Source organism: Bradyrhizobium sp. sGM-13, from assembly GCF_018398875.1.
GTDB lineage: Bacteria > Pseudomonadota > Alphaproteobacteria > Rhizobiales > Xanthobacteraceae > Bradyrhizobium.
On the sequence record NZ_JAGWDK010000008.1, the window covers coordinates 154739 to 179020 of the forward strand.

At 56.6% G+C, this 24282-nt stretch carries 22 protein-coding genes and 1 pseudogene; 12 read left to right on the top strand and 11 right to left on the bottom strand.

Annotated features, from left to right (window positions below; translation table 11 throughout):
• Window positions 1–804: 804 nt before the first annotated feature.
• A complete protein-coding gene (locus KJQ96_RS14430; RefSeq protein WP_213287244.1) occupies window positions 805–3069 on the bottom strand; it encodes an Ig-like domain-containing protein in 2265 nt (754 codons plus the stop codon).
• A 955-nt stretch (window positions 3070–4024) separates the two neighbouring features.
• Here KJQ96_RS14430 and KJQ96_RS14435 point away from each other — a divergent pair.
• The gene (locus tag KJQ96_RS14435) at window positions 4025–5632 is read left to right on the top strand and encodes a calcium-binding protein (protein ID WP_213287245.1); all 1608 of its coding nucleotides are present in this window, start codon (window positions 4025–4027) and stop codon (window positions 5630–5632) included.
• A 337-nt stretch (window positions 5633–5969) separates the two neighbouring features.
• Here KJQ96_RS14435 and KJQ96_RS14440 read toward each other — a convergent pair whose 3' ends face one another.
• Window positions 5970–6383 carry a hypothetical protein gene (locus KJQ96_RS14440; protein WP_213287246.1) on the bottom strand — a complete coding sequence of 138 codons (414 nt, stop codon included), beginning with the start codon at window positions 6381–6383 and terminating at the stop codon, window positions 5970–5972.
• A gap of 139 nt (window positions 6384–6522) precedes the next feature.
• Between KJQ96_RS14440 and KJQ96_RS14445 the strand changes: the two genes are divergently transcribed.
• Both KJQ96_RS14445 and KJQ96_RS14450 read left to right on the top strand, forming a co-directional pair.
• Entirely contained in the window at window positions 6523–6846 is a 324-nt protein-coding gene (locus KJQ96_RS14445; RefSeq protein ID WP_213287247.1) for a hypothetical protein, read from the top strand.
• A gap of 237 nt (window positions 6847–7083) precedes the next feature.
• Complete coding sequence (locus tag KJQ96_RS14450; protein WP_249734056.1) at window positions 7084–7305, top strand: PilZ domain-containing protein; 222 nt, start codon at window positions 7084–7086, stop codon at window positions 7303–7305.
• 367 nt (window positions 7306–7672) lie between these two features.
• Here KJQ96_RS14450 and KJQ96_RS14455 read toward each other — a convergent pair whose 3' ends face one another.
• Window positions 7673–8173: a hypothetical protein gene (locus KJQ96_RS14455; RefSeq protein ID WP_213287249.1), complete on the bottom strand. Its 501-nt coding sequence runs from the start codon at window positions 8171–8173 to the stop codon at window positions 7673–7675.
• A gap of 12 nt (window positions 8174–8185) precedes the next feature.
• Here KJQ96_RS14455 and KJQ96_RS14460 point away from each other — a divergent pair, with 12 nt between their 5' ends.
• The 4 genes from KJQ96_RS14460 (at window position 8186) to KJQ96_RS14475 (ending at window position 12670) form a co-directional block, all read left to right on the top strand.
• Window positions 8186–10426, top strand: coding sequence for a hypothetical protein (locus tag KJQ96_RS14460; RefSeq protein ID WP_213287250.1), 2241 nt, complete (start codon window positions 8186–8188; stop codon window positions 10424–10426).
• Window positions 10427–10467: 41 nt separating this feature from the next.
• Window positions 10468–11496, top strand: a complete 1029-nt coding sequence (locus KJQ96_RS14465) for a TAXI family TRAP transporter solute-binding subunit (RefSeq protein ID WP_213287251.1) — start codon at window positions 10468–10470, stop codon at window positions 11494–11496.
• Between the two features lie 140 nt (window positions 11497–11636).
• Window positions 11637–12119, top strand: coding sequence for a hypothetical protein (locus KJQ96_RS14470; RefSeq protein WP_249734057.1), 483 nt, complete (start codon window positions 11637–11639; stop codon window positions 12117–12119).
• On the top strand, window positions 12119–12670 hold the full coding sequence (locus KJQ96_RS14475; RefSeq protein ID WP_249734058.1) for a DsrE family protein: 552 nt from the start codon (window positions 12119–12121) through the stop codon (window positions 12668–12670). The genes KJQ96_RS14470 and KJQ96_RS14475 overlap by 1 nt, the downstream gene beginning before the upstream one ends.
• Before the next feature lie 173 nt (window positions 12671–12843).
• Here KJQ96_RS14475 and KJQ96_RS14480 read toward each other — a convergent pair whose 3' ends face one another.
• The 5 genes from KJQ96_RS14480 to KJQ96_RS14500 all read right to left on the bottom strand — a co-directional run bounded on the left by KJQ96_RS14480 (window position 12844) and on the right by KJQ96_RS14500 (window position 16516).
• Window positions 12844–13173, bottom strand: coding sequence for a hypothetical protein (locus KJQ96_RS14480; RefSeq protein WP_213287253.1), 330 nt, complete (start codon window positions 13171–13173; stop codon window positions 12844–12846).
• A gap of 179 nt (window positions 13174–13352) precedes the next feature.
• Window positions 13353–13745 carry a hypothetical protein gene (locus KJQ96_RS14485; RefSeq protein WP_213287254.1) on the bottom strand — a complete coding sequence of 131 codons (393 nt, stop codon included), beginning with the start codon at window positions 13743–13745 and terminating at the stop codon, window positions 13353–13355.
• A gap of 296 nt (window positions 13746–14041) precedes the next feature.
• The gene (locus tag KJQ96_RS14490; protein WP_213287255.1) at window positions 14042–14242 is read right to left on the bottom strand and encodes a hypothetical protein; all 201 of its coding nucleotides are present in this window, start codon (window positions 14240–14242) and stop codon (window positions 14042–14044) included.
• 1129 nt (window positions 14243–15371) lie between these two features.
• Window positions 15372–15803 (bottom strand): NUDIX domain-containing protein, encoded by a 432-nt coding sequence (locus tag KJQ96_RS14495; protein ID WP_213287256.1) that lies wholly within the window; start codon window positions 15801–15803, stop codon window positions 15372–15374.
• 335 nt (window positions 15804–16138) lie between these two features.
• Window positions 16139–16516 (bottom strand): hypothetical protein, encoded by a 378-nt coding sequence (locus KJQ96_RS14500; RefSeq protein ID WP_213287257.1) that lies wholly within the window; start codon window positions 16514–16516, stop codon window positions 16139–16141.
• A 669-nt stretch (window positions 16517–17185) separates the two neighbouring features.
• On the opposite strand from KJQ96_RS14500, the pseudogene KJQ96_RS14505 reads away from it, so the two are divergent.
• Window positions 17186–17524: pseudogene (locus KJQ96_RS14505) on the top strand (hypothetical protein); the annotation flags it as partial.
• 369 nt (window positions 17525–17893) lie between these two features.
• Here the strand turns inward: KJQ96_RS14505 and KJQ96_RS14510 are convergent.
• Window positions 17894–18139 (bottom strand): hypothetical protein, encoded by a 246-nt coding sequence (locus KJQ96_RS14510; RefSeq protein ID WP_213287258.1) that lies wholly within the window; start codon window positions 18137–18139, stop codon window positions 17894–17896.
• A gap of 135 nt (window positions 18140–18274) precedes the next feature.
• On the opposite strand from KJQ96_RS14510, the gene KJQ96_RS14515 reads away from it, so the two are divergent.
• On the top strand, window positions 18275–19414 hold the full coding sequence (locus tag KJQ96_RS14515) for a PqqD family peptide modification chaperone (protein WP_213287259.1): 1140 nt from the start codon (window positions 18275–18277) through the stop codon (window positions 19412–19414).
• Complete coding sequence (locus KJQ96_RS14520; RefSeq protein ID WP_213287260.1) at window positions 19401–20486, top strand: nucleotidyltransferase family protein; 1086 nt, start codon at window positions 19401–19403, stop codon at window positions 20484–20486. The genes KJQ96_RS14515 and KJQ96_RS14520 overlap by 14 nt, the downstream gene beginning before the upstream one ends.
• Before the next feature lie 79 nt (window positions 20487–20565).
• On the opposite strand, the gene rfbD is transcribed toward KJQ96_RS14520, so the two are convergent.
• Both rfbD and rfbC read right to left on the bottom strand, forming a co-directional pair.
• Window positions 20566–21477, bottom strand: coding sequence for a dTDP-4-dehydrorhamnose reductase (gene rfbD / locus KJQ96_RS14525; protein WP_213287261.1), 912 nt, complete (start codon window positions 21475–21477; stop codon window positions 20566–20568).
• Window positions 21477–22031 carry a dTDP-4-dehydrorhamnose 3,5-epimerase gene (rfbC, locus tag KJQ96_RS14530; RefSeq protein WP_213287262.1) on the bottom strand — a complete coding sequence of 185 codons (555 nt, stop codon included), beginning with the start codon at window positions 22029–22031 and terminating at the stop codon, window positions 21477–21479. The genes rfbD and rfbC overlap by 1 nt, the downstream gene beginning before the upstream one ends.
• Window positions 22032–22152: 121 nt before the next feature.
• Here rfbC and rfbA point away from each other — a divergent pair, with 121 nt between their 5' ends.
• Together rfbA and rfbB are read left to right on the top strand one after the other, a co-directional pair.
• Entirely contained in the window at window positions 22153–23028 is an 876-nt protein-coding gene (gene rfbA / locus KJQ96_RS14535) for a glucose-1-phosphate thymidylyltransferase RfbA (RefSeq protein WP_213287263.1), read from the top strand.
• 26 nt (window positions 23029–23054) lie between these two features.
• Window positions 23055–24122, top strand: coding sequence for a dTDP-glucose 4,6-dehydratase (rfbB, locus tag KJQ96_RS14540; protein ID WP_213287264.1), 1068 nt, complete (start codon window positions 23055–23057; stop codon window positions 24120–24122).
• Window positions 24123–24282 lie beyond the last annotated feature (160 nt).

Here is a 24282-nt window from a genome sequence, read left to right on the forward strand (position 1 = left end):
TAATGAGGGGGCGCCGACAGAAGCCGGACGATAATCTGGTCGGATGCTACGGTGGCTGATCAGCTCCCACCAAAGCACTTGGCAGGGGACCTAGCGGGAACGGTTCACGGCAGTTCGAGCCTCAGGATGGAATCCTGTGAGAGTTGGGGATACCGGGGCGGGACCTTTCCCTGTTGATCGGGCTGGGGCAAGCTGGAGCTTGAGGATAGTCTCGGGACACATCAACAAGAGGGACCGTAATGTCGACTGCGCCTCGAATTCTCATTTTGTCGGTCTCGTTGACCGCATTCCTCGCTATTTCCACGAGCTCCATAGAAGCAGCAGATAGGGTCGTCCAGCCGATTTCGGTGGCAGGAGCGGATCTTAGCGCGCACCGCTGGAACGCAAGGCCGCCGCGTTCAGTCGGACCTCGCCATGCTCGGTGCGAGCTGGTAGAAGGCGTCCGGGGTGCGACCCCCCTAACCGTGCCGTTTTTCGGGTCCGGCTGGTATCCTGGACCTGCGCATTACGGACCTTGCTGGCGCTATCGAGCGGGTGCGGTCATTTCAGTCAGGTATTAGGCGGCTAGCGGCTGGGCAGGTTGATACCTGCTGGCCGTGGCGCCAACGTTCGAGGGGTTCAATACAAACAACGCGTTACGTTGCCGTCACTAGCTAGCTCATCGGTGATCATCAATCCCTGCTAGCGGTTCGCGAGCCAGCGTTTGCTCTCTGGCGATCCTTCGCACGACCAACGCTTATGCCGATACTTCGGATGCGCTCATAAATTTGGCTGAGCGCATCCGAAAGCTTTCAGGCTGAACTACTACGAGAAGTGGAAGTCGTGACTACTGATGGCGCCCAGCTTGGTGTTCTTTAACGTCACCGAGTTGTCCGCATCAGCCGAAATGACAACATCTTGGCCTACCTGCGCTGCATGGGCGAGAACGCTCGCGAAACTGTCGAAGACGCTCTTGCTGAACTGAACCACGTCGTGGGACCGTCCGTACGTACCGAAATCCTTGACGACGTCGTTCCCGAAGTTCGGCGCAAATACGAAGGTGTCAGCGCCTCCATTCCCAACGAAAAGGTCATCGCCGGAGGTACTCGTCAGCGTATTGCTCCCTGTCGAGCCGAGGATCGCATTGCCCGAAGTGCCAACAACCTGACCGGAGCTATCGATCTGCTTGGCAGTATACGTATGCACCGTGTCGGATACGGCGGACGATGTCTTGAAGGACCAGCTGCCGTCGGCAGCTGTATTCACCGTTCCCAGCGATGCGTTGCCGTCGTACAGCTTGATCTGACTGTTGGCATCGGCGACGCCTTTGATCGTGACGATATCGCTCCAGTTCTGGTACATGGTGGTCAAAGCGACGGACGAAGTCGGCGCAGTTGGACTGGAAGCACCGATCTGTCCGTCACCATTGAGATCCTGATGGAAGCTCGTCTCGAGCGTTTTTAGGCCATAGTTCGTACCCGACACCTGGCCGCCCGACACGGAGCCGGTCAGGGCGCTGACATGGGAAACGTAGTTGCCGTTGCTGTCGGTGTTCCAGGCCGTGTACTGACCGGTGCTCGCCTCCTTCCAGGCAACCTGATAGCCCGTCGCCGTCTTCTCCGCTCCAATCGGCGCCCAGGTGCCATCTGTCCCATCCACAAAATCCGCACCGCGATACTTCAACGTGGGGCCGGATCCGGTGCTGCTGTTGAGGTAATATTTGCCGCCGCTCTCAACGAGACTTGTCGAACCAGCCGACTCGACTAGCTCACCCAGCGTTGGCGTTGGCGACGTTGGCGTTTGCGACGACCCATTGATCGCGCTGCTGACCGACTGCGACGCCGCACTGACATTGCCGGCCGCGTCGGCGGCCTTGGCCGTCAGCGCATGCGTGCCGGTCGACAAGGCGTTCGTCGTGACGCTCCAGGCCCCGGTCGAGTTCGTTGTCCCGGTTCCGACCGCCGTGGTGCCGTCGTAGACCGTGACCGTGCTGTTGGCCTCGGCTGTCCCAGACAGCTTGACCTGATTGGCATTGACGATGGCGTTGCTGCTCAGGGCCGGGGCAGTCGGCGCCAGCGTATCCACCGTCACGGTCACCGCACCGGATGCGGCACTGGTCTGGCCGCTCGAGGTGGTCGCGGTCGCCGTCAGCACATGCTTGGCGTTGGTCAGGACGCCAGTGATGTAGTCCCAGCTCCCGGTCGAACTGGCGGTCGTCGTGCCGATCTGGTTGCCGTTGTCATACACCGTGATCGTAGCGTTGGCGGCGGCGGTGCCCTTCACGTCGATCTTGTTCGCATTGGTGATCCCGTCACCGGTCTTGCCCGAATCGGGCGACCAGGAGGAAATGCTGGGTGCGCCCGGAGGCGTGCTTGGCGAGCTCGGAGGCGTGCTCGTTCCGCCGCCTGTCACCGGCTGAGGGGGTGGAATGAGATTGCCCGGGACGAGCTGACCGTCCACGATTGTTGCCCAGCGCACATTGTCCCACTGAGTGATGTTTAATGTGGCGCCCTCATATCCGGGCGGAACGTAAATGAGAAACGGAGCAGACCCAAAAGAGTCTTGAATGAAATAGACATCTTTGAGGGCGACGTTGTAAGTGTGACCGGCTCCCGCATCCGCGTTAATTCGCAGACCAAACGGGCCGCCGTCGAATACCACATTATTGAACGTGTAATCTCCGCCCAAACGATCGTCTGCAACGAACACCCCAGCGGTTGCATTTTGGTTGTGGGACACAATTGTCGTATTTGTAACGGTCAAATTTCCCTTGGTGCCGGGAGCATAGATCTGAATACCGTCCGCGTGATCGCCGGCTGCTCCCGTTGTGTCGATGTACGAATTATTGACGTATACATCTCCGCCTGAAAAAATGTCCACGCCTTCCGTGCCTTGCATGCGGACGTCGTCGAGGGTGAACGAGCCACTTCCGGTGTAGCGGACCCCGACTGCGACAGACGCTCCCCCGGCTTTGGTAATACTCGTATTCGAAAGCGTCCCCGGATTGGCCATATTGACAAAGCCGGAATTGGTATTGTCGCTAAACGACGGGTCGTTCCAGTTCAGAGGGATGTTGTCGTAGGTGGCCATCATGTTTCCTTAAGCGCCGCGTCCGAGCACGCAGCGGTTTTCTATTGAGCAACCGTTGTACCGACCAACGTTACCGTGTTGCGTGGTCCCGTCGTCGCCAACCATACATTCCGACGGACGAGGTCGCCGTCGGCGGAGGCTTTTTTGGGACGACATGTCGGCCCACCCAAGGTGATTTTTCAATTGTCCCGTCAAAGTTCCCGCGCCGGAATTTAGTGCAGCAGCTCGTCGACTTAGCTTCCAGCTTCAGATTCTTCTTCAGTTTCGCTGCCATGTTCGTCGGGGTTCATCCCTCACGCTCGTCACCTGCATATCGTCCGCCGGCTTGTCCTCAAAGCTTGTCGAAGCTTGGGAACTTGCGCGCCATGCAATGCGACGCAGCACGACGGATGCTGTGCGCGATCTTCTGAGAGCCCTGAGTTTGGCAACGAGATCGTCGGCTGTTCTTCAATTTCAGCAGGACCGATCAGCGAGTGGCAATGTTCAATGACATACAGGCGCGCTCGGGTCGATTGTCTGTTGGAAAAGCAGCCTCTGATTTTGTCACCGATCATGCCCTGGCGGACCGCAGACTGGCGAAGCTGGAGCTGGCGTTGCGAGACGCATAGCGCTGGAGCGTCGTCCATGTTCCTGGCACGACAGTCCATCGAGCCTGAGATGTCATTTCCGCCTAGCAAGGGTTCCCGCCGAGAATCAAGGGTTCCCACCGAGAAAGAGAAGTACTTCAGGGCGAAACACGATGGCATGCCCCCCTCAATCGTAATCGCGTCCGCGCTCATTGCCGCCCGGCTGCCCTCACATTCACAAATTAAATGTGATTAGACACGATGCAACTTTTAATTTAATTATCTCATCGCCAACCAAATTAAATTGACCTCGTATGTTTCAGCGCATTTTTAATTCGATTTCAGCGCTGGTTGGTTGATGTCGTTATCTGGGTGCCATGGAGGAAAAGATGACGAATGCCAATCCAACAAAAAGCCGGGCCGTTCAGCAATTAATGGGAACTGAGTCTTCTGCGGATTCTGCCTTTGATTGGCTCTCCCTAGTTTATCCCATCAACAGTTTGATCATTGGCACCCGAGACGACGATGCCCTAGCTGCACAAGCTGAAGGCGATGTGGTCTTGGGCCTTGCAGGCAATGACCTTCTAAGCAGTGCATTCAACCGCACAGCATTGATCGGAGGTAGCGGCAACGACACGCTGACCTCTACCGTTGTTGTCCCACTCCAAAGCGATGCGCCTGTGCACGGCATTGCCATTCAGTTCGGCGGAACAGGCGACGACGACCTCGATGCGACCGTCACCCTTCAGGGCGGGAGCACGCCTCAGAGCACGGAGCCAATCGCAGATGTGCTAGTCGATGGCGGCAGCGGAAACGACACTATCAATGCCACGGCAAATGTGACGCTTCCTGCCTTTGGAATTGTGACCGTCAGAACCGACGTGATCGGCGGAAGCGGCAACGATACCATTCATGCCGTTGCTGATGGCCGTAATGTTATCGGAACCAGTATCGCGATGAACACCGTCGACGGCGGCTGGGGCAACGACCACATCACAGCTGATGCCGAAACGGAATTCTCTGCGCTCCGCGGCACAGCCAGCAACGTATTGTTCGGTGGCAACGGCAACGATGTCCTGGACGCGTCTGCTGAGGGGCGATCCAATTTCACCGAGTCGGTTACAAATGAGCTTCACGGTGGTCGGGGCAACGACGTGCTGCATGCCTTCAACCTGACAGACTCCAATAACGGCAGGCCGGTTGGTATCAACCAGCTTTGGGGCGATGATGGCAACGACACCCTCGATGCGACTCATTCCACCGACGGGGAGAACACCGTCACGGATGTCACGAATTACCTCGATGGCGGGAAAGGCAATGACAACCTGACTGCGAACTCCACCGCGCTTGGCGGATTTGTTCGCGCACTCAATCAACTCGAGGGCGGCGATGGAAGAGACAGCCTCACGGCACATCTCGACGCTGTAGCTCACGGCGGGCCGGATCTCGGGCTGGATCTCTACAATGTCGCGAATATCCTGAATGGCGGTTCCGGAGATGACCAGCTTACCGCATTCCTTTCGGCAACCCCTGATCCTGTGGTTACAGACGATTCTATTGCCGAGAATCGTCTGGATGGCGGCGCCGGAAACGATGTCCTGACGGCAACCGTTGTGTCAGGCTCAATAGGATCAAGCTTCCTCAGTGGCGGCGCGGGCAATGATCAACTCACCGTCTTTGGTGGGTCAGGAAACGTTCTCGATGGGGGCGATGGCAACGACACGCTCACAAGCGGCATCGGAAACGACGCTATGTTTGGCGGATCCGGCGCGGATACGTTCGTCTTTGCCGCTGAGAACGGGCATGACACGGCCCATTTCGAAAAGGGGCAAGACAAGATCGACCTTACAGCTTTGGCAGCAGATGGCATCCATGACATTGGCGATTTGAGTATTGAAGCGATCGGTGGAAACACCATCGTTCACTTTGATGGAGATAACGACCTCACCGTCGCCGGCGTCGTGAATCTCAGCGCAGGTGACTTTTGGTTCGCGTAGCCGGAAGCCATGTTGATTGTTCCGCCAAGACAGACATCAAGCGTAACACACGCAAGTTTCGTTGCAGCCGATTTAATAGAATCTAGTATGGGTACAAGCCGCGCGGATCTGCAAATCAGCGCGCCATGCCTCGTTATCACAACTTGGCGCCTAATTTGATTACCCGACGAGACTGCTTATGCGATCCGCGACGGCGACTTACCGGCAGCTCTCGATCCGGTAGGGCGTGGCCGATCTATTGTACTGGCTGCTGATTGTACCCTGTTTCTGGGCCGGGTGCTTACGTCACATTTGAAGGCGGCGCATCCCCGACCGCGTCGTTCTCATCGGACCATTTCTAGGTCACTCCACCATCTTTTGCGTGGGAGGTGTTGTGTCCAAGGTCGAAGTCAGGGAACCTTGTGATGAGCGCCGTCTTCAAGAACTGGATATGCCTGATAGTCGCTTCCAGCTCATTTAACCGCCTCTGCCCTTCCGCTATCTCGCTGCCGAGCAGATTCTGATAATGGTTATCCTCCGGATCGCGCGTCAGATACTCATCGGAATCATTGCCCAAGGTTACTGCCGATCGCGCTAACGCGTCATCGATACGTGCCTTCAGACCGGCCTGCTCAGCTCTCGCGCCCTCCAGCGCATCTTCTATCGACCGAAAAATAGAAGTAGCCCGGGCACGGTCAGTTTCGGTATCCCGGCTGGCCGATCGCGCCTTGAAATTGACGGCGGCGCGCGCCTTTAGAAATCGCTGAAACATCTTCGAGCTTCTCCAGAATGGCTGGGTCGAGATAGATGCTGAGTCGTCACCGCCAAGTTATCACGAAATGCGACCGTTCGGCGCAAGATCGCTTTCGTGCGAATGATGCCGGTCTATGGGCAGGGTCGAGGCTCCCAAGTTGATCATCCAAGCAATCGCCCGCGCATGGGGCAGCCCATCGCTGCCCGATTGGAACTGTTTTGATGCCGCACCGATGCCGATCTCCGATCAGCAAACTCCGAAACCACCCGAACGAGATCAAACCGTGAAACGAGTTGTGCTCGCCGGAATGAACCTGAAAGGCCACCAATCTGAGCGCAAAGCCTCGCGCCATAATTCACCCTCCAGCAATCTGCATTGGGGCACCCTCAACACAATCGACTCGATGCGACCGGCGACACCTATCTTTCCGCTGCTTGCAGGTTTCTGGGCATGTCCGCCCGAGTTGACGGGTCGCCAATAAATGCCTAATACTATTTAATTGCAATTAAAAACAATAACTCTTGATTAAAATGGGGTTGGAAGGAGGCACGCCGACTTGAGGCAAAGGCTCATTCCATAGTCGCCATTGAAGGTAAGGCCGGAGGGCATCCAGTCTAATTCGATCATGGATCGCGTTTAGCCGTATGCGCGCATCTGTCGCCATCGGAAATAGCGAGGAGGATTTTGCGCGCCTCGAACTGATTGCGTGGAGGAAATGATGGTTGAGAAGCACTCTGCAAGGCTGGGCTCAATCAGCTTCGGCCGCTCGAAAACCATTTGCACAATTCGTAGTATTTCTGCTTACGGCGCCGCACTTGATGTCGCTGCAGATGAGCAAGTCCCTGATGAGTTTGCGCTGACCGTCATCCCCGACGGTGACCCGCGGCGCTGCGCGGTCGTTTGGCGCAAAGAGAAACGCATCGCTGTCGCGTTCTATTAACTTGCCCACGAAAGAAAATTCTGCAGGACGCCCTCCGGGAGCGATGCGCCGCCGCCTGGTATTGTCTTTTCATCCTGTGGATGATCCTTGAAAACTCAGCCTGTGAGTGACCGTTGAAAACGCCACACGCGATGAGAGCGACTGGACGGTAGGTAAAGGACCATCATTATTAATTTGATTTAATTTTGATTTAATAATATAAATGCGCATTGACCTTAGGACGTACTTGCGAAGTGAATTGTGAAGTGACCCCGTAGACCTGTTTAAAAAGGCGTCACATTTGCGCCAGCCCATTGAAACTGCTCCGAGGGACGGAAAGGAAATTTGGGTCGAGGATGATCAATCGGCTTACGATGTCGCGCATTGGTCATCTGAGACAAAAGAATGGGTCTGGAAGAACGGCAGACCAATCAGGATCACGCCGACACATTGGTCTCCAATAGCCGAGCCTCAGTATCAGGAAGACGATCAGTCGAGCGGCCCCCTTTGGAACGATCGTGTGCGCCGATGGTTTATCGCTTCCTTTATCGCTGCAAGTCTGGTTATGGCTGCGTTGCTCGGAGTGCATTTCCGCACGGAGCTGGTCGCTTTTGCGGCGCGATACTTTGATCTGCCAGACATTGCCGATCTCGATAGCAAGGTGGAGTTGTCGAGCAAGCCGCACGACGAAACTGCGCGACTCCGCCAAGCGGACATCATGGTGGAGGAACTGCGGCGAACCCTTCAACAGGAACAGGCCGGCGCCAACGCACTCGCAGACGAGCTTTTGGAAGCTCGCCGCGAGATCGAAACGCAAGCCATGCAATTGCAGAAGGCCGTCGATGAAGCTCGGCAGCAGAAGCAGACGGCAGAGTCCGCCGCTTCCCAATTACAAGAATCCTTGCGGCAGGAGCAAAAAAAGGCCGCCGCGCTCACCGAGGAGATCGGTATAACACGTCAGGCGATGACGGTAGAGGCAGAACAGCAACGCCACGCGCTCGAAGGCGCACAGGCGCGCGCCGCGACACTTGCGAGTGAGCTTGCCGGAATGCGGCGCGAGATCGAAACGCAGGCCGCACAGTCACAAAAGGCCGTCGATGACGCCATACTGCGGACGCAGGCGGCGGAGGCCGTCAATGCCGAACTGCGAGAAACGCTGCGGCAGGAGCAACGGAAAACTGCCACTCTCACCCAGGAGGTCGACGCTGCGCAGGCGATGAAGGCAACCGCCGAACAACAACGCCGCGCGCTCGACGAGGCACAGGTGCGTGCCGCAACGCTGTGGAGCGAGCTTGTCGGAGCGCAGCGCGATATCGAAACGCAAGCCGCACAGTCGCGAAAGCTCATTGATGAAGCTGTGCATCAGAAGCAGACGGCAGATGCTAGCGCTGCCGAATTGCGAAAATCTCTGCAGCAGGAGCAACGGAAAACTGTCGCTCTCACCCAGGAGGTCGACGCAGCGCGGCAGGCGATGAAGGCAACCGCCGAACAACAACGCCGCGCGCTTGACGAGGCACAGGCGCGTGCCGCAACGCTCTGGAGCGAGCTTGCCGGAGCGCAGCGCGATATCGAAACGCAGACCGCACGGTCGCAAAAGGCTATTGATGAAGCCGTGCAGCAGAAGCAGACGGCGGATGCTAGCGCCGCCGAATTGCGAGAATCCTTGCAGCAGGAACAACGGAGAACTGCCGCTCTCACCCAGGAGATCGGGGCTGCGCGCCAGGCATTGACAGCAGCCGCCGAGCAACAACGCGGCGCGCTCGAGGAAACTCAGGCGCGCGCTGCGACACTCGTGAGCGAACTCGCTGAAACCCGTCGCGAGATCGAGACACGGGTCGTGCAGTCGCAAGTGACAGAGGGTGAGGACACGCAACAAAGACAGACGGCGGAAGCAACTATCACCGAGTTGAGAGAATCTCTACGGCGGGAACAAGAGAAGACTGCTGCGCTTACCCAGGAATCCGACGCTGCGCGCCAGGCGATGGCGGCAGCCGCCGAACAACAACGCCGCGCGCTCGAGGAAACTCAGGCGCGCGCCGCAGCACTCGTGAGCGAGCTCGCTGACACGCGTCGCGAGATCGAGGCGCGGGTCGTGCAGTCGCAAGTGGCAGAGGGTGAGGACGCGCAACAAAGACAGGTGGCGGAAACAACTATCGCCGAACTGAGAGAATCCCTACGGCGGGAGCAAGAGAAGACTGCCGCGCTTACCCAGGAGTCCGACGCTGCGCGCCAGGCGATGACGGCAGCCGCCGAACAACAACGCCGCGCGCTCGAGGAGACGCAGGCGCGTGCCGCAGCGCTCACGAGCGAACTTGCTGGAACGCGTCGCGAGATCGAGATGCAGGCCGCGCAATCGCAAAGAGCGATCGATGAAATCTTGCAGCAGAAGCAGAGGGCGGAGGCTGCCACTGCCAAATTGCAAGACTCGGTGCAGCAGGAGCAAAAGAAGATCGCCGCCCTCGCTCAGGAGGTCGACGCGGTGCGACAGGCGATGACGGCGAGCGCCGAGCAGCAACGTCGTGCGCTCAACGAGGCTGAGGAGCGTGCCGCAACACTCGCGGGCGAGCTTGCTGGAACCCGCCGCGAGACAAAAGCGCAATCTGCGCGGTCGAAAACGGCGGATGATGCGGCCATACGACAAAGGCAAGCGGCGGAGCGCACCATCGCCGAATTGCGGCAATCGCTACAGAAGGAGCGTGACAAGATCGGAGCAATGGCACGCGATCTTACCCCCGCACGGCGGCGCCCTGCGGACCAGCGCGAGTCCTTCGGGCGCGCGCAGGGCTATCCGATCAGTCCGATTGTCCAGACGGCGCAGACCGCAGGCGCGGGCGCAACGAAACAGCCGACGGCCTCTGACACACAGAGTAAGACAGACGCATCACGATTGATCGCGCGCGCCGGTGCGCTGCTCAGTCAAGGCAACATCGGTGCAGCGCGAATCGTACTCGAGCGCGCCGTCGAGAGCGGCGACGCCCGTGCAAGTTTCATGCTCGCAGAGACATATGATCCGGTCATTCTATCCGCATGGGGCACCTATGGAACGCGTGGCGAGTCGGCGAAAGCACGTGAACTCTACGCGAAGGCGCACAGCGGCGGCATTCCGGAGGCAAAGGACCGGATCGACGCATTGCGTGAGTGAGGGATCAGGACCGCATTCACGACGGACAGGTGGAGACGGAGATGAACACGCTGCCGAAACCATGGTCGTTGTTGCTCCTCGCGGCGATGGCGCCTGTTACCTTGATGCTTCACTCGGCGGACGTATGCGCGCAGCCCGCCAAGAGCGAGCGGGCCATCAGCCGCGCCTCTGCGCATGACCAAAGAGAGAAGATCAACGCCTGGACTGTCGGCCTCGCCGGCGGCTTGCTGGAGGGCGCGCCCATTCGCCTGGCGGCAGAGATGGCCCGAATCGTCGATGACGGCCCGAATCTACATGTTCTGCCGATCGTCACCCGGGGCGCCACCGAAAATGTGAATTCGCTGCTCTACCTGCGTGGCGTCGACACCGCGATCATCAATTCCGACGCACTCGAAGAGTACAAGATTCAGATACCGCAGATCCGGAGCCGCATAACCTATCTCCTCAATCTATTCCCGTCGGAGCTCCATATCTTCGTACGACCCGAAATCAAGACTTTGCAAGACCTCGCCGGCAAGAAAGTGAATTTCAACACCCAGGGCACGGCCGCCGCCTACTCAGGGCCGCTGATCTTCAGCCGCCTAGGCATCAATGTCGAAAAGACTTTTATTCCACATCAGGTCGCTCTGGAGCAGATGCGCAAGGGCGAGATTGCCGCCGTCCTGTTCATCACCTCGAAACCGGTTGACGCTTTCGTGCGCGGACGCTGGGACGAAGGCTATAAATTTCTGTCCGTCAATTTCGACAGCAAGTTCGAGGATTACTACCTGCCGGCAACGCTTGAGGCGAAGGAGTATCCCAACTTAATCAAGCAGGGCGAACGCATCTCAACGATTGCGGTCCCAACCGCCTTGGTTGCATTCAACTGGTCACCGCGATCGAAACGTTATCCGCGTGTTGCTCGTTTCGTGGATCATCTGTTCTCGCGGATCGACCGGCTGCAGGCCCCGGGATTCGATCCGAAATGGAAGTCGATCAATCTCGCTGCGACCGTCCCTGGGCTCGACCGCTTCTCGGCGGCGCAGGAATGGCTGGATCGCAAGGCGCGCAGCGCACAGGCACGGCCATGAAAAGAACAGCGCTCCCGCTCGCTGTGCTGTTGGATGCAGCTTACAGCATGGCTTTCGCGCAAGGTGCCAGCGAGGTAATGGCGCATCTTCGCGCATGCTCTAATATGGAGCTTGCTGTGAGGACGGAATGCTTGGAAACCATGCCGCGCAGTATCGCGCACGCGGCCGCGGCAGGTAGTGACAACTGGCTGGTCAGCGAGACCACCTCGCCCGTGGACTATTCACCGGTCGTTGTGGCCACCGCGTCGTCTCGCGGCGGCTCTGATAGCGCCACGATGCAGCTCTCGATCCACTGCCGCGGCGGCCGTACCGAACTCGTGATCACGGGACCTGCGGTCTCGCGCAGCGCCGAGGAGTACCTGATCTCCTACCGCGTCAATGACGATCTCCCAGTGCAGCTTCCCGCTGCCCGCCCATCATTCGGAGTTGGCGCCGCGCCCAGGGGCGACGTGGTGCGCATGCTACAGGCGCTCCCAGATGAGGGGGAATTCGCCGTGCGCCTTTCCTCGCGAACAGGTGTGGCGGCCGAGGGACATTTCTTGCTTGGCGGCCTGAAGACTGTCCGCGAGAAGCTAGCGACGGCATGCAAATGGCCACATGCCGTTGCCAGGCCACGCAACTAATGGTCATCGGACAGGGAGGAACTCACATGACAAGACTTGGAAAAATGGCTGGAGCCACAGCGGCAATTGCAGCACTGCTCTTGATCGCACCGCCGTCGGAAGCGCAGGTGAACAAAAAGCAGCCTACGCAGGCGACCAAGCTCACGGCCGTTACCAAAATGACGCCCACTCAGGATGCCACGAAGCCGCACCGCCTTATTCTCCAGGTGAATAGCAACGAGCCGGCGATGATGAATCTGGCGCTCAACAACGCGAGCAACGTAGCTCAGTATTATCAGGACCTCGGCGAGAAGGTGAATATCGACATCGTCACGTTCGGTCCCGGCCTGCATATGCTGCGTGACGACACGTCGCCCGTCAAAGCAAGGATCAAGGCGCTCTCGGAAAGCCAGCCCTCGATTTCCTTCGAAGCCTGCGGCAATACCCGCGAAAACATGGGCCGGGCCGAGGGCAAGGAGATTCCGCTGATCTCAGAAGCAAAGGTCGTAAAGTCGGGCGTGGTACGTGTGATGGAATTGCAGGAGCAGGGCTGGACCTACGTCAAACCGTGACTCTCGATCCACGCGAGAGCCCGCGACATGGCGGGGGCGATTGATAATCCTGGGAGGGCGGAAATCGCGGCGACTTCGCCGGACGGTTGAGATGTAATCGAGGGTGAAGGCGATAACGTGCAGCATCGACACAGACCGCGCCGAGCTATTCGCTCGACTCAGCGAAAGGACGTCTAAGCACGGTCGTTAGCCTGGCAGGTGATGGCCACAACCTCCACTCTGTCTACCTTAATCAGCATAACAAACGTGAAATCGTCTGCAGCCGGCGCCAATCCAACACCACGCTCGAAGGCGGCTATTTCTTTCTCTGTAGCCGGCCGAAGCCCGAACACAGAATCCACTGGGCAGACGGGGACGCCGTCCGAGCTGATCTCTTGCAAATCCAAACGGAACTCTGGCACCGCGCACATACCGCGTGCAAACTCGATGTCTTGCGCCTGAAGAGCAAGCGTCGGCGTTCCGTTGATATCGAGCGTGAAGATTTTGCGTTCCAGCTGCTCCAATTTTCCTATGCCCTTAGATACAATCTATTAAAAAGCGGAGAATTTTGCGTCGCGATCACGAATGGTCGATCTTGATCGCCATTTGAATGCAGCGTCAACAGAAATCACCCTAGGGGAGATGCTGACCGGCCACCGAGGCCCTACCCGGCAGTACTCAACGTCCGCAACTCGAAAATCTTTTAACCCGCCTCTCTTAAGGGCCGGGGTTCAGGATATGCGCAGGCCTCTTTTAACAAGGCATCGGTGGCTTCCTTCAAGACAGCCGCGTCATCGCCCGGCAAGTAACACGCTTCTAGATTGAACATGATAATGGTTAGTCCCAGCGCGCGCGGCCAATCACCTGCATCCGATAATTGATGTATAGTTTTTGAAGCGTGCTTCAAAACTTCCTTTCGTTCTGCGGTGGAGGCGCTCGCGTAACGCCTACGTAGAAACTCGAAACTCGACTTTACAACACCAAAGCACGCCGATTTTGCAGCAGGATCTGCCGCATCAATCCGCGCCTTCAAGTCTTCGTATCGCTTGCGGAGGACATTGGCTCGCGCTTCGTGCCAGAGGTTCAGAAATTTCATTCCCCCTCCCGAACAGCTTCCCTGATTAACAACCAATTAGAAACGTGGAAAATGCGGCAGCCATGCGGCGGAACCCCGGGATCGCCCCGGGGAATTTCCCTGGTCTTGCGCCGCAAGAGCTGGCAGGCGCCCGACGATGAACTGCCCCTTCCCTCTGAATCGGATTGCCGCGTTGGAGCGCTCAGCAACAATATAGGCCGTCTACGCGAAGCTATCGCCGTACGCTTGTCTCAAACCACCAATAAACGGCGTTCCAACCTGACGAATTAACCTCAAACATTGATTGAGAACGGGACTCAGTGCTTAGGCAATTCCCAGCCCCGCACACCGGGCCTTTCTTGAAGAGTGGCCAAGGACTCGATGGCCGACTCTTCTTCCAAAAGACGACGTTCAATAAACTGGCGCTCAGCGTCCGTCAGCATCGTCTTCAGTAATTGCCGGTAGCGATGCACGTTATTGCGATGCGTTCGTAATCGAACAAAACTCTCTTCAATCATGGGTCGTTGCTCTCAACCGATGTATCATTAAAAGATATATCAATGTATTTGGCTTAAAAAAGAACTCGCCCGCCTGAGCTTATCGTCGGCGAGTAAGCTGTCAATAATAAACGGAGCGGTGGTTTAAGCGCCGGCGTCCTGGCGATGGTCTAGCATTTGACTTCTTACACTTTCCTGCTGGGCCCACCGTGCCGCCGGCTGCAGGGCGCCTATCCAACGGACCCGCCCGGCCCTCCGCCAATCCCGCAATTTACGTTACCCGCCTTCATATTGCTTGCATCGTCCAGACTCTTGCGTCCCGGCGTCAGTGCTGACCAAGCGGCTCACGATGCACTCATTGATTGACCGTTTCCGTGATCTAATTGCGAACTGAGCCAATTGGATCCCGCGACCGGACCGCCTCAGGAGTGCGTGCTGACACAATCGGGGGGAAAGGCGATGTTTGAGGTCGCGCTTGGCGCTGCTCAAGTGCATCCCTTAAAACTGCGGTTACCTTACGGTCTATGAGCTCGAGGCGGTCGGCAGTTGCATTGGTTTGAAGACGAAGCTCCAGCAATTCATCGCCGATGAGCCGCCTAACCGTTACCCCCACAAGCACAGAGAACACGTAGCAGATAAATAGCCCGACTAAAATGCTACTTATGATTGTTCGGTATTCAGGAAATACGTTCCAGACGGCAGCGCCCAGAATTGCGGCAGTAGTCCAGCCAACGACTTTGAAGAATGTCTCCATTTCCAATACCCCTACAAAGAAAGTCGAAGCTTCGTACTCAAGCTATTTAAATGCTCCTGATTGCGGCGCGGGATTTCAGTTAGACGGAACGGACTGAGAGTTACGACCGTAATGAGTCGATGCCGTGGGCCACGAAAATTCCGAGACCTAGAACCAACAGAAATGCGATTACGGCATCAAACATGGCGATAAGCGAAGGCCGCTTCTGCTGATCAGTCAAAAAGATTCGACTTCATAAAGAGAAGGTTTTGCCTGACTGGTGCATGAAGGCCACAATGAAGCCGGCTAAATTCGGGCTACCGTGGCGCGAAGAGGGATGCTTCGCGCTTTCCGCAATTTTGTTGGTCGCTGCCGGTCGCCATGGTTAGGCGCTCAAAAACACACAAAAATGTTCCGTCAAGTATTCAGGTAAGCTTTCAATGCAAGACGTGTAGTCGGTACAAGCCTGGGCTCTATCTCGGCAAGCTCCACCGGTTCTACGATAAGGAGAGATCCTTCGGTGATGGCCAGCGCATCCACTGGAATATCGCGCACGACGAAAAGATGTCCATGGATCGTTCCTCCCTCGCTATCGATGTCCTCACCCTCAAAGCTTCCAAGATGCTCAAAGCGATCCGCTGGGACAAAATATCCGATCTCCTCGTGTAGCTCGCGAACCATGCATTCCAAGAAAGTTTCGTCGCCCTCGCGGTGACCACCAAATAGACCAATCTTACCCGGGTTGGTGATGCCGACAACATTGTCGCGCAATTGAAACAGGTAACGCCCAAAAGTATCAATGACGATCGCACCGGTAGTTTCGCGGTACCGCAACTGCTTGTCCGTCATTTCGCAATCCCTTGCCACCACGCTCTTTGATCCCCTCCGATTTGCGATCTCCCTCATGTGGCACTTCCCGGTGATCAAATTATTCTGCTCGATGTCGCCTGCCCCGCCATGCATCGCAGTTTGTCGTGACTGAAAGTCGTGATGGCCTCGCAGCGACCCATGCCTAGCGACGGCCCCTTAGCAAACAAGACCCGCTTCGCATAGGCCGATCGCGATTTCCGCGATGATGTGACCATCAAGGATGAGCATCAATTGAGCCGCAGGCGTGATCTCGCTTACTCACTTCGCCCTATCAGATGGACAGACACGCACGCTCCCCCCGTTCGACAGTGCATTCATCGAGGCTTCGAGCTTCGATTTAATTTTTCGAGCAATTGCAACACCTCGGAGCTCACCTCAATTACGTCTGCTGTCGGCAATTGCTTCTGGGAGGGACGCGGCGCCTGCTTTTCCATCTGCGCGCGCGATGCGGCTTGCGCCAAAGCGAGAGCTGATGCCTTCCTCTCTGCGATGGCTAGGAGTATGAGCCCGATAGCCATAGGAAACAGGCCGATGAACTCCCAGTCGTCTATCGCAAAACATAGTACGAAACCGAGGATGAGAAGAGTTGCTCCAGCAATACGCATCCTCACCCCAATAAAATTACTCAAAAACCTAACATTTTTATTGGCTTTGGCGCGCCTCCACAAGCTTGGGCGGGTATTTGCGATCATTTGAGAACAGCCCGGCCGCCAGAAAGCGGCCGCGATCCTTTTTCATCGCCACTGCGATTGCATGAATAATCTGCCAGGGAGAGCTCTTGTTTTCTTTGTGCCGCTTTGAATGCGCGTTTGGTGAAAATGTTCCGGTGAAATTGAATCGGACCGCCGAGCTACCGATCTGGAAAAAAGCTGATTTCCGCTCTGACTTCGCGCGGGCCTCTTGGATTCCGCTGCCTGTTCGGCCCTTTGGACCGCTTCTCGCAACTTGAGCAATTCGGTCATCTGAACGGCGAGCGTGTGCGTAATAATAGCTGCCGCTCTCAGTTTTTCTAATGATGGACGCGATCCTACTGTCACGGGCACACTCCCTAAGGAAGTGTGAGCCTTACCGAATCGCGAATTACGTGTCGATCAGCGCTCACGTTTAACCCTACCAGTGAACGTTAATTCAGCGGTACCGCTTCAATGCCCGCAATTAAACCCGCTGTTGAAGGCCCATGGGCCGGAAGTTCTTGTACCAAACGGTGTATCCGCCCTAACTTCTTCGGTATAAAAATACCTCCGCCTGCAACTTGCGCGCGCTATTCCGTCCGCGAGCGGCAAATGGTACCGCACATTTAAATTGTCTGCTTTGTGATTATGATTTAATATGCCCTGAATTAATTGAGTGGGAATTGCGCCATGCCGAACGACATCGAGATCGAAGATCGCCGCAAATTTCTGATTTCTTGCGGCAGGTTCGCCGCTGTAACTCCGCCGGCTATGACTTTACTTCTGTCCACTTCATTGACATCAACGGCGATTGCCCGGTCTGGCCACTCTGGCAATCACGGCCGGCCGGGACATTCCTTTTTCGACAATGATCCCGATCCCCCCGGCGACAAGAAAGTCTCCGATAACAAGAGCCCGCGTGAGGAACAAGCAAGGCACGGAGACGGCGATCACGCCTCCCTCGGTGGCGGTGGAGGCGGCGGCGGTGGCAGTGACGGTAGTGGTTCAGGAGCGAATGCCTCGGGAGGCGGAGGTTCGGGCGGCTCTCGCGGCGGTGGCGGCTCAAGCGCGCTCTATGGTGGCGGTGAAGACGATAAATGGCGGAGAGGCAGCAAGCCCCAATAGGTAATGGTGTTGGGCGTCGTCCTCGTTGCGGGTGACGCGTTTCCTTCCAGCGGACTTCGCTGAAGAACCGTGCCGACTTTTTGGAGTCCTGTCGGGGACATGGAAACAAAGGGTCAGACGTAACTAGCAATTGCGCTGCGCCCCTTGAATCGCTGACACCAGATGCAATTGCGCACTCAGGAAAACAGTTGCTGCCCGCAGCGGCGGCGATGATCACCGCCCAAAGTGTAACAATCATCGCAAGCGCTGGCGAGCCGCGGAACGTCGGAGCGCCTAGAACAACCAGTCAAGAAACCGCTCAAGCCAGTTGGGCAGATCGGGGCGGTGACGCGGTCTTCCACCTTTCTCACCGCTGCCGGAGCGTGCAATCGCATCGGAATTCAGTGAAGTTGATAGTAACAGCGTCACAGCGGGAGGCGTAACGACGGCAAATCTGCCGCATGCCGCCAGAAACTTCCGCCTGTCAGCATCGAGCTCTAGCTCCGCGTTGAGGACTGGTTCTTCAGTGTTCTTGTTCATGGCTGGGGATCCATCCAGTTTCGATCGACCGTGTTAAGTTCCCTCTACTTCCAATTTACTCGATTTAAATTTTCGGCTTAAATAATGTCAACTTCATCGCGAAGATTATTTTGACGCAGCCTTATGGAGCCCTGCGTGATATTCAGACCAGATCTGATGGAATCCGGGCCTGACAGCCCGGTTCTACTGCGTCCAGCCGCAGACGCGTCGTTCGCGTTGATTGATGATCGACCGGTCCTGTTCAGCGAGAAAAGCCAGCATATCTATGAATTAAATCAGATCAGTGCTTTCGCGTGGTGCAAGCTTCTTGACCAAAATAAACTCGAAGGGATTGCTGATGAATTAAGCGAGCTTGGTCTAGGCCGCGAGCAGGCGCGTAACCTTCTGAGTCAAGCCTTGCAACAATGGCTGGATTTGGAACTTGTAGAAATGGAATTGAGGCTTCCATTTGCCAGCGCGCTTCAGACCCGGTTAGCGCAGCGAGCAATCAGCATCAAAGCCTCCAATGAAGCATTGATCAAATCTCTTGAGCCGCTCTTTTGCAACTTAAACTGGGAAGGCGACCGAGCAGATATCACAATCGAAGTTGTAGAACTCGGTGACGAGGTTCTCTTCCGCAACTGCAGAAAGAGCATCACTCGGTGTCCCATCACGAGTTTGGCTCCCGCGATCAAGGCTGACCTCACTGAGCGCATTATCTTACAGGATCAGCCTGATTTCGCTTTGCATGCTGCTTCGCTCGTCTTTGGCGATAAGGGACTACTCTTATGCGGGCAGCCAGGCGCCGGCAAGTCGACCCTCGCGCTTCAGTTAGTCAGTGACGAATACCGATATTGCGGTGATGACGTCGTCATGATCTCTCCAAACGGTCTTGCGCAAGGGCTCCTCTTCGCGCCCACCATCAAGCCGGGCACTTGGGAGGCGATTTCGAAGGCTCGCGACGATTTAAGTCATGCCACTGCCCATGACCGCACAGACGGCATACGCGTCCGGTATCTACCTGTAGCAGATGTGCACACGGGAAGCTTTCAGGTCGAGTGGATTATCTTTCTCAAAAGAGTTGACGGGACGTCGGCAGAACTGAAGCCTCTCGGACAAATTGAATCCATGCAGCGAGTGATCAATGGATCTTTTGCTGCCAACGGCAAACTATCCCTGGCGGGGTTTGCAGCGCTGAAGAAAATCATCAGTGGGGCCGGCTTGTTTGAGCTGACCTATGCCGAGGCTGCCGACGCAGGACGTAAGCTGAGAGGTCTCTGTCATGGTTTTTCCTAGCAGCACTCTGGTCAGGCTCTGCCAATGTCTCGGAGGCAACGCGCCCAGCAACCTGGATTGGATGGCCGTGTTGGAACTGGCCAACAATACGCTAACAACCCCCCTCTTGATCGATCTGGTTGATCAACCTGATCAATCAATTCCCAGGGATGTAGAGGCTTTCGTTCGAGAGATCTACCGGCGAAACGCGCTTCGAAACGAGTTCCTGAGAGCTCAATTGGAAGAGGCGGTCGCTGCGCTTAATGAACGGGATGTGATACCGGTGCTGCTAAAGGGCTCAGCAATCCTCGCAACAGCCGCCCCCCAACGCCGCGCAACGCGAATCATGGCTGATCTCGACATATTGGTCGAGCCCGATCAGATGGAGACGGCCCTGCGCGCGCTCTCCGACCTCGATTATCAGTCCCATTTTCGAACCCCACCGGAGAGCAGAAAGCAATACATTGACTTAAAGCGACCGCGCGACGTCGGTATGATAGACCTACATCAAGCAGCGCCAGGTCCAGAATATTTCTATCGTTCTTCTGGAAAATTGCTTGAACATTGCATGCCCGTATCGGTTGGCCGCGGGGCCGCTTATCTTCCGACACCGACCTTTCAAGCTTTCATGCTAATCATTCACGACCAATTTCAGGATAATGATTACTGGGTCGGCGAAGCAGATGTGCGACATCTGATCGAGCTGAGAGACTTGGCTAACGCGGCGGAAGGAATAGACTGGAACCGCCTGATGTCGTTTGCTCCGGGCCGCCTGGCACGAAACGCCATCGCGAAGCAGCTGGTCGCCTTGGCAGAATTGCTTGGAGTGGACGTACCTGTTGACCTTCGCAAGGGGTCCATTCCACGGCTTCAGTTTACGAGGTTATTGCTACAGTCCCGTTTCCCTCTCGCACGTTGGCCCCTCCTCGCGGTTGCGCTTCTTGACTACGGAAATTACCGAAATTACCGGAGAGAGCTGGGAGCAGACTACCAGACCGATACCCGAAGGAACGCAACACTGACATTGCCACGAGCCTATACGCTACGGCATCTTTTCGGACTCGTTAGCAATCACCGCATCGGGAAAGTCTAGCCGAGAGCGTTGGAATTGCCGTTCGTATCCGAACTGCCGGGCCGAGCGGGAAAAGGCAGTCCGGGATTGACAGGCCGTTTCATCGCCGGATTGAAACCTCATCTGCAACGAAACCATCAAGCTCCAGCGCCAATGCATCTCGCCAATTCGGCATGACTACACCGAACTTGTCCCTCAGGCGGGACAGGTCGAGGCGCGAATTGCATGGCCGTTTGGCTTTCGTCGGAAAATCCGCAGTTGCGATTGGAACAACGGTTTCGACTTCGAGTTTAACGCCGCGGTATTTCAGACCTTCGACAATGGCGCTTGCAAATTCGTGCCAGCTGGTTTCCCCAGCACAAACGAGATTGACCACGCCACCTTTCCGCGCGAGCAGATCGTTCAGGTTCGCGAGGTTCGGCAGCACGATGTCGGCAACCGCATTACCAATCGCTTGAGCCGTGGTTGGCGCTCCGATTTGATCTGCGACGATGCGCAGCTCCTTGCGCTCGCAGGCCAGGCGCGCGATGGTACGGAGGAAATTGGTACCCTTGGCGGCGTATACCCAAGACGTGCGCGCGATCAGATGCGGTCCACCGGCCGCCATGATTGCCATGTCCCCTGCAAGCTTGCTCGCGCCATAGACCGAGATTGGGCCCGTGGGGCTGTCCTCGCGACGCGGCGCAGCACCGGAGCCATCAAAAACGTAGTCTGTTGAGAAGTGAACGAGCGGCACGCGGTGCTTGGCCGCCCACTGCGCGATGACCTCGGGCCCTTTGGCATTAACGAGGAACGCAAGCTCGCGCTGCTCCTCTGCGCGATCAACGGCGGTATAGGCGGCCGGATTTATGATGAGATCGGGTCTGAAATGCTCAAGCCGGTCCGTTAACGTTTCCGGTTTCGACAGATCAAATTCGGAAGACGAAGGCGCTATAATTGTGCCTTGGCCAGTTAACAAGGGGCGCAATGCGCCGCCGACCTGGCCGCTCACTCCCGTCAACAATATCCGCATCAGGTTTGCCCATACATCGGCAGATTCTTGACGTCTTTCAGTAGCGGGGCATCGGCATCTTTGGCTGAAAGCGAGGGAGCCTCAATGCCCCAGTTTATGCCGATCGCGGGGTCGTTCCAGCGGATGGAGACTTCATCCTTGGGGCTGTAAAGATCGTCACATTTGTAGAAGAAGTCCGCGGTCTCAGATAGGACGACAAAGCCATGTGCGAAGCCACGGGGAACCCACAATTGCCGTCGGTTCTCCTCGCTTAGTTCTACGGCAACATGGCGTCCGAAACGCGGGCTCCCCATCCGGACATCCACCGCCACATCCAGAACCCGGCCGCGCAATGCAGTGACGAGCTTACCTTGGGTGAAGGGGTTTTGCAGGTGTAGCCCACGCAACACTCCTTGGCTGGAGCGGGACATGTTGTCCTGCACAAAAGGAAGGCTAATGCCGTGCTCCGCATAACGCGGCAATTGGTAGGTTTCCAGGAAGAAACCGCGTTGGTCGCCAAACAGCCTCGGCTCCAGGATTAGGACTTCGGGAAGCGCTGTCGCAATAACGTTCATCTCGTCCGACCGAGCAACATTTCACGTTAGCCCAATACCAAATTTATCTAACCAACACCATTTAATATGCTATATTAAATACGCTATATTTAATATGATTAATTGAATGTATGAGGGGCCGATGAAGGGCATTATTCTCGCCGGAGGCACGGGTTCACGCCTCTATCCGGTGACGACAGTTGTTTCGAAACAACTGCTTCCGGTCTTCGACAAGCCGATGATCTACTATCCTCTCTCGACCCTCATGCTGGGCGGAATCCAGGACATCCTGATCATCTCTACCCCCCAGGACAAGCCGCTATTCGAGCGCCTTTTGGGTGACGGCTCACAGATCGGGGTGCGTTTTTCCTACCTTACACAGGCGTCTCCGCGAGGGATAGCGGATGCCTTTATCGTCGGTCGCGATTTCGTCGGCAATGATCCTGTTGCGCTAGTGCTTGGCGACAACATCTTCTACGGCAACGGCCTGGCGGAGCTGCTCTTGAATGCGACTGCCCGTAGGAAGGGCGCGACCGTCTTCGGTTATGTCGTCAAGACACCCGAGCAATATGGCGTCATTGAACTCGATGGCAGCGGCCGCGCGCTCTCTATCGAGGAAAAGCCGAAGCAGCCAAAGTCAAATTTGGCCGTCACAGGACTATATTTTTACGACAATGACGTTCTGAAGATTGCTGCCGAGCTCAAGCCATCGGCGCGCGGCGAGCTCGAGATCACCGACGTCAACAAGACTTATATGGAACGCGGCGATCTCTATGTGCAGGCGCTAGGCCGTGGCTTTGCGTGGCTCGACACCGGGACGCATTCCTCTCTCGTAGAGGCCAGCAACTTCGTCCAGGTCCTCGAGCAACGCCAGGGCCTGCGCATTGCATGCCCGGAAGAAATCGCGCTGCGGCAGGGCTACATCTCGCTCGAAGCTTTTGAGGTTTTGGCCGAGAGGACCGCCAAAAGCAGCTATGGCGAATATCTGAAATCTGTAGCCGCTTCCTTCAAACGGTAGATGCGCGACATAGGGGCAAACTGATCATGCGGTTTAGAGGCTGGACAATCTTCGTTACGGGAGGCGCAGGGTTCATCGGATCCGCAGTCGTACGGCATCTGCTGCAAGGCACCCACGCAAAGGTCGTCAATATTGATAAGCTGACTTACGCGGCGAACCTTGAATCGCTACCCGGCACGGCCGGAAACATGAATTACTTCTTTGAGAAACAGTGCATTTGCGATGGGCTTGGCCTCCGTCGCCTGTTCGAGAAGTATCAGCCAGATGCAGTGATGAATCTCGCCGCCGAGAGTCATGTTGATCGATCGATCGATGGGCCCGGCGAATTCATTCAGACCAACGTAGTCGGTACTTTCACAATCTTGCAGGAAGCTTTGCGCCACTGGCGCTCGCTCTCGGGCGAGAAGCGCAAGCGTTTCCGCTTCTTGCACATTTCTACCGATGAGGTGTTCGGCTCACTTGGGAACGAGGGGTTCTTCATGGAGACAACGGCCTACGCGCCGAACTCTCCTTACTCCGCCAGCAAGGCATCCTCCGACCATCTGGTACGCGCGTGGCATCACACGTACGAACTTCCGACGCTGGTCACAAACTGCTCGAACAACTATGGACCCTACCATTTCCCCGAAAAACTAATCCCGCACATGATCATCAGGGGATTGGCGGGCGAGTCCCTACCCGTCTATGGCGACGGAAAGAACATCCGCGATTGGCTCTATGTCGAGGATCACGCCAAGGCGTTAAGTCTGGTCCTGGAGCGGGGAAGTATAGGCGAGACCTACAACGTCGGTGGCCGTAACGAGCGCACCAATCTGTACGTGGTCGAACGAATCTGCGACCTGCTCGACGAGATCAGCCCTAACCGGGGCGGTTCCCACCGAAATCTTATAAATTTTGTTCCCGACCGCCCTGGGCACGATCGCCGCTATGCAATTGATGCCTCCAAGCTCGAGCGAGAGCTGGGATGGCGTGCGGAAGAGGATTTCGAAACCGGAATCTACAAGACAGTGCGCTGGTACGTCGACCACCAACCATGGTGGCGGGCGATTGCGAACCGGGGATACACGGCGAAGCGGATCGGATTGAATAGGTGAGCAGCGTACACCAGCCGGCGATAACATCCGCTCGCACTAGAACGTAAGATGTAAGTCGCCCTTTCAACTTTTGGGGAGGTCGCTTTTGTGATCAGAGCCTGCTCAGAGCCTGCATCGGCTCGTTGACCCCTCCTGATCGCAGGGCCGGAAGGAGATCCAG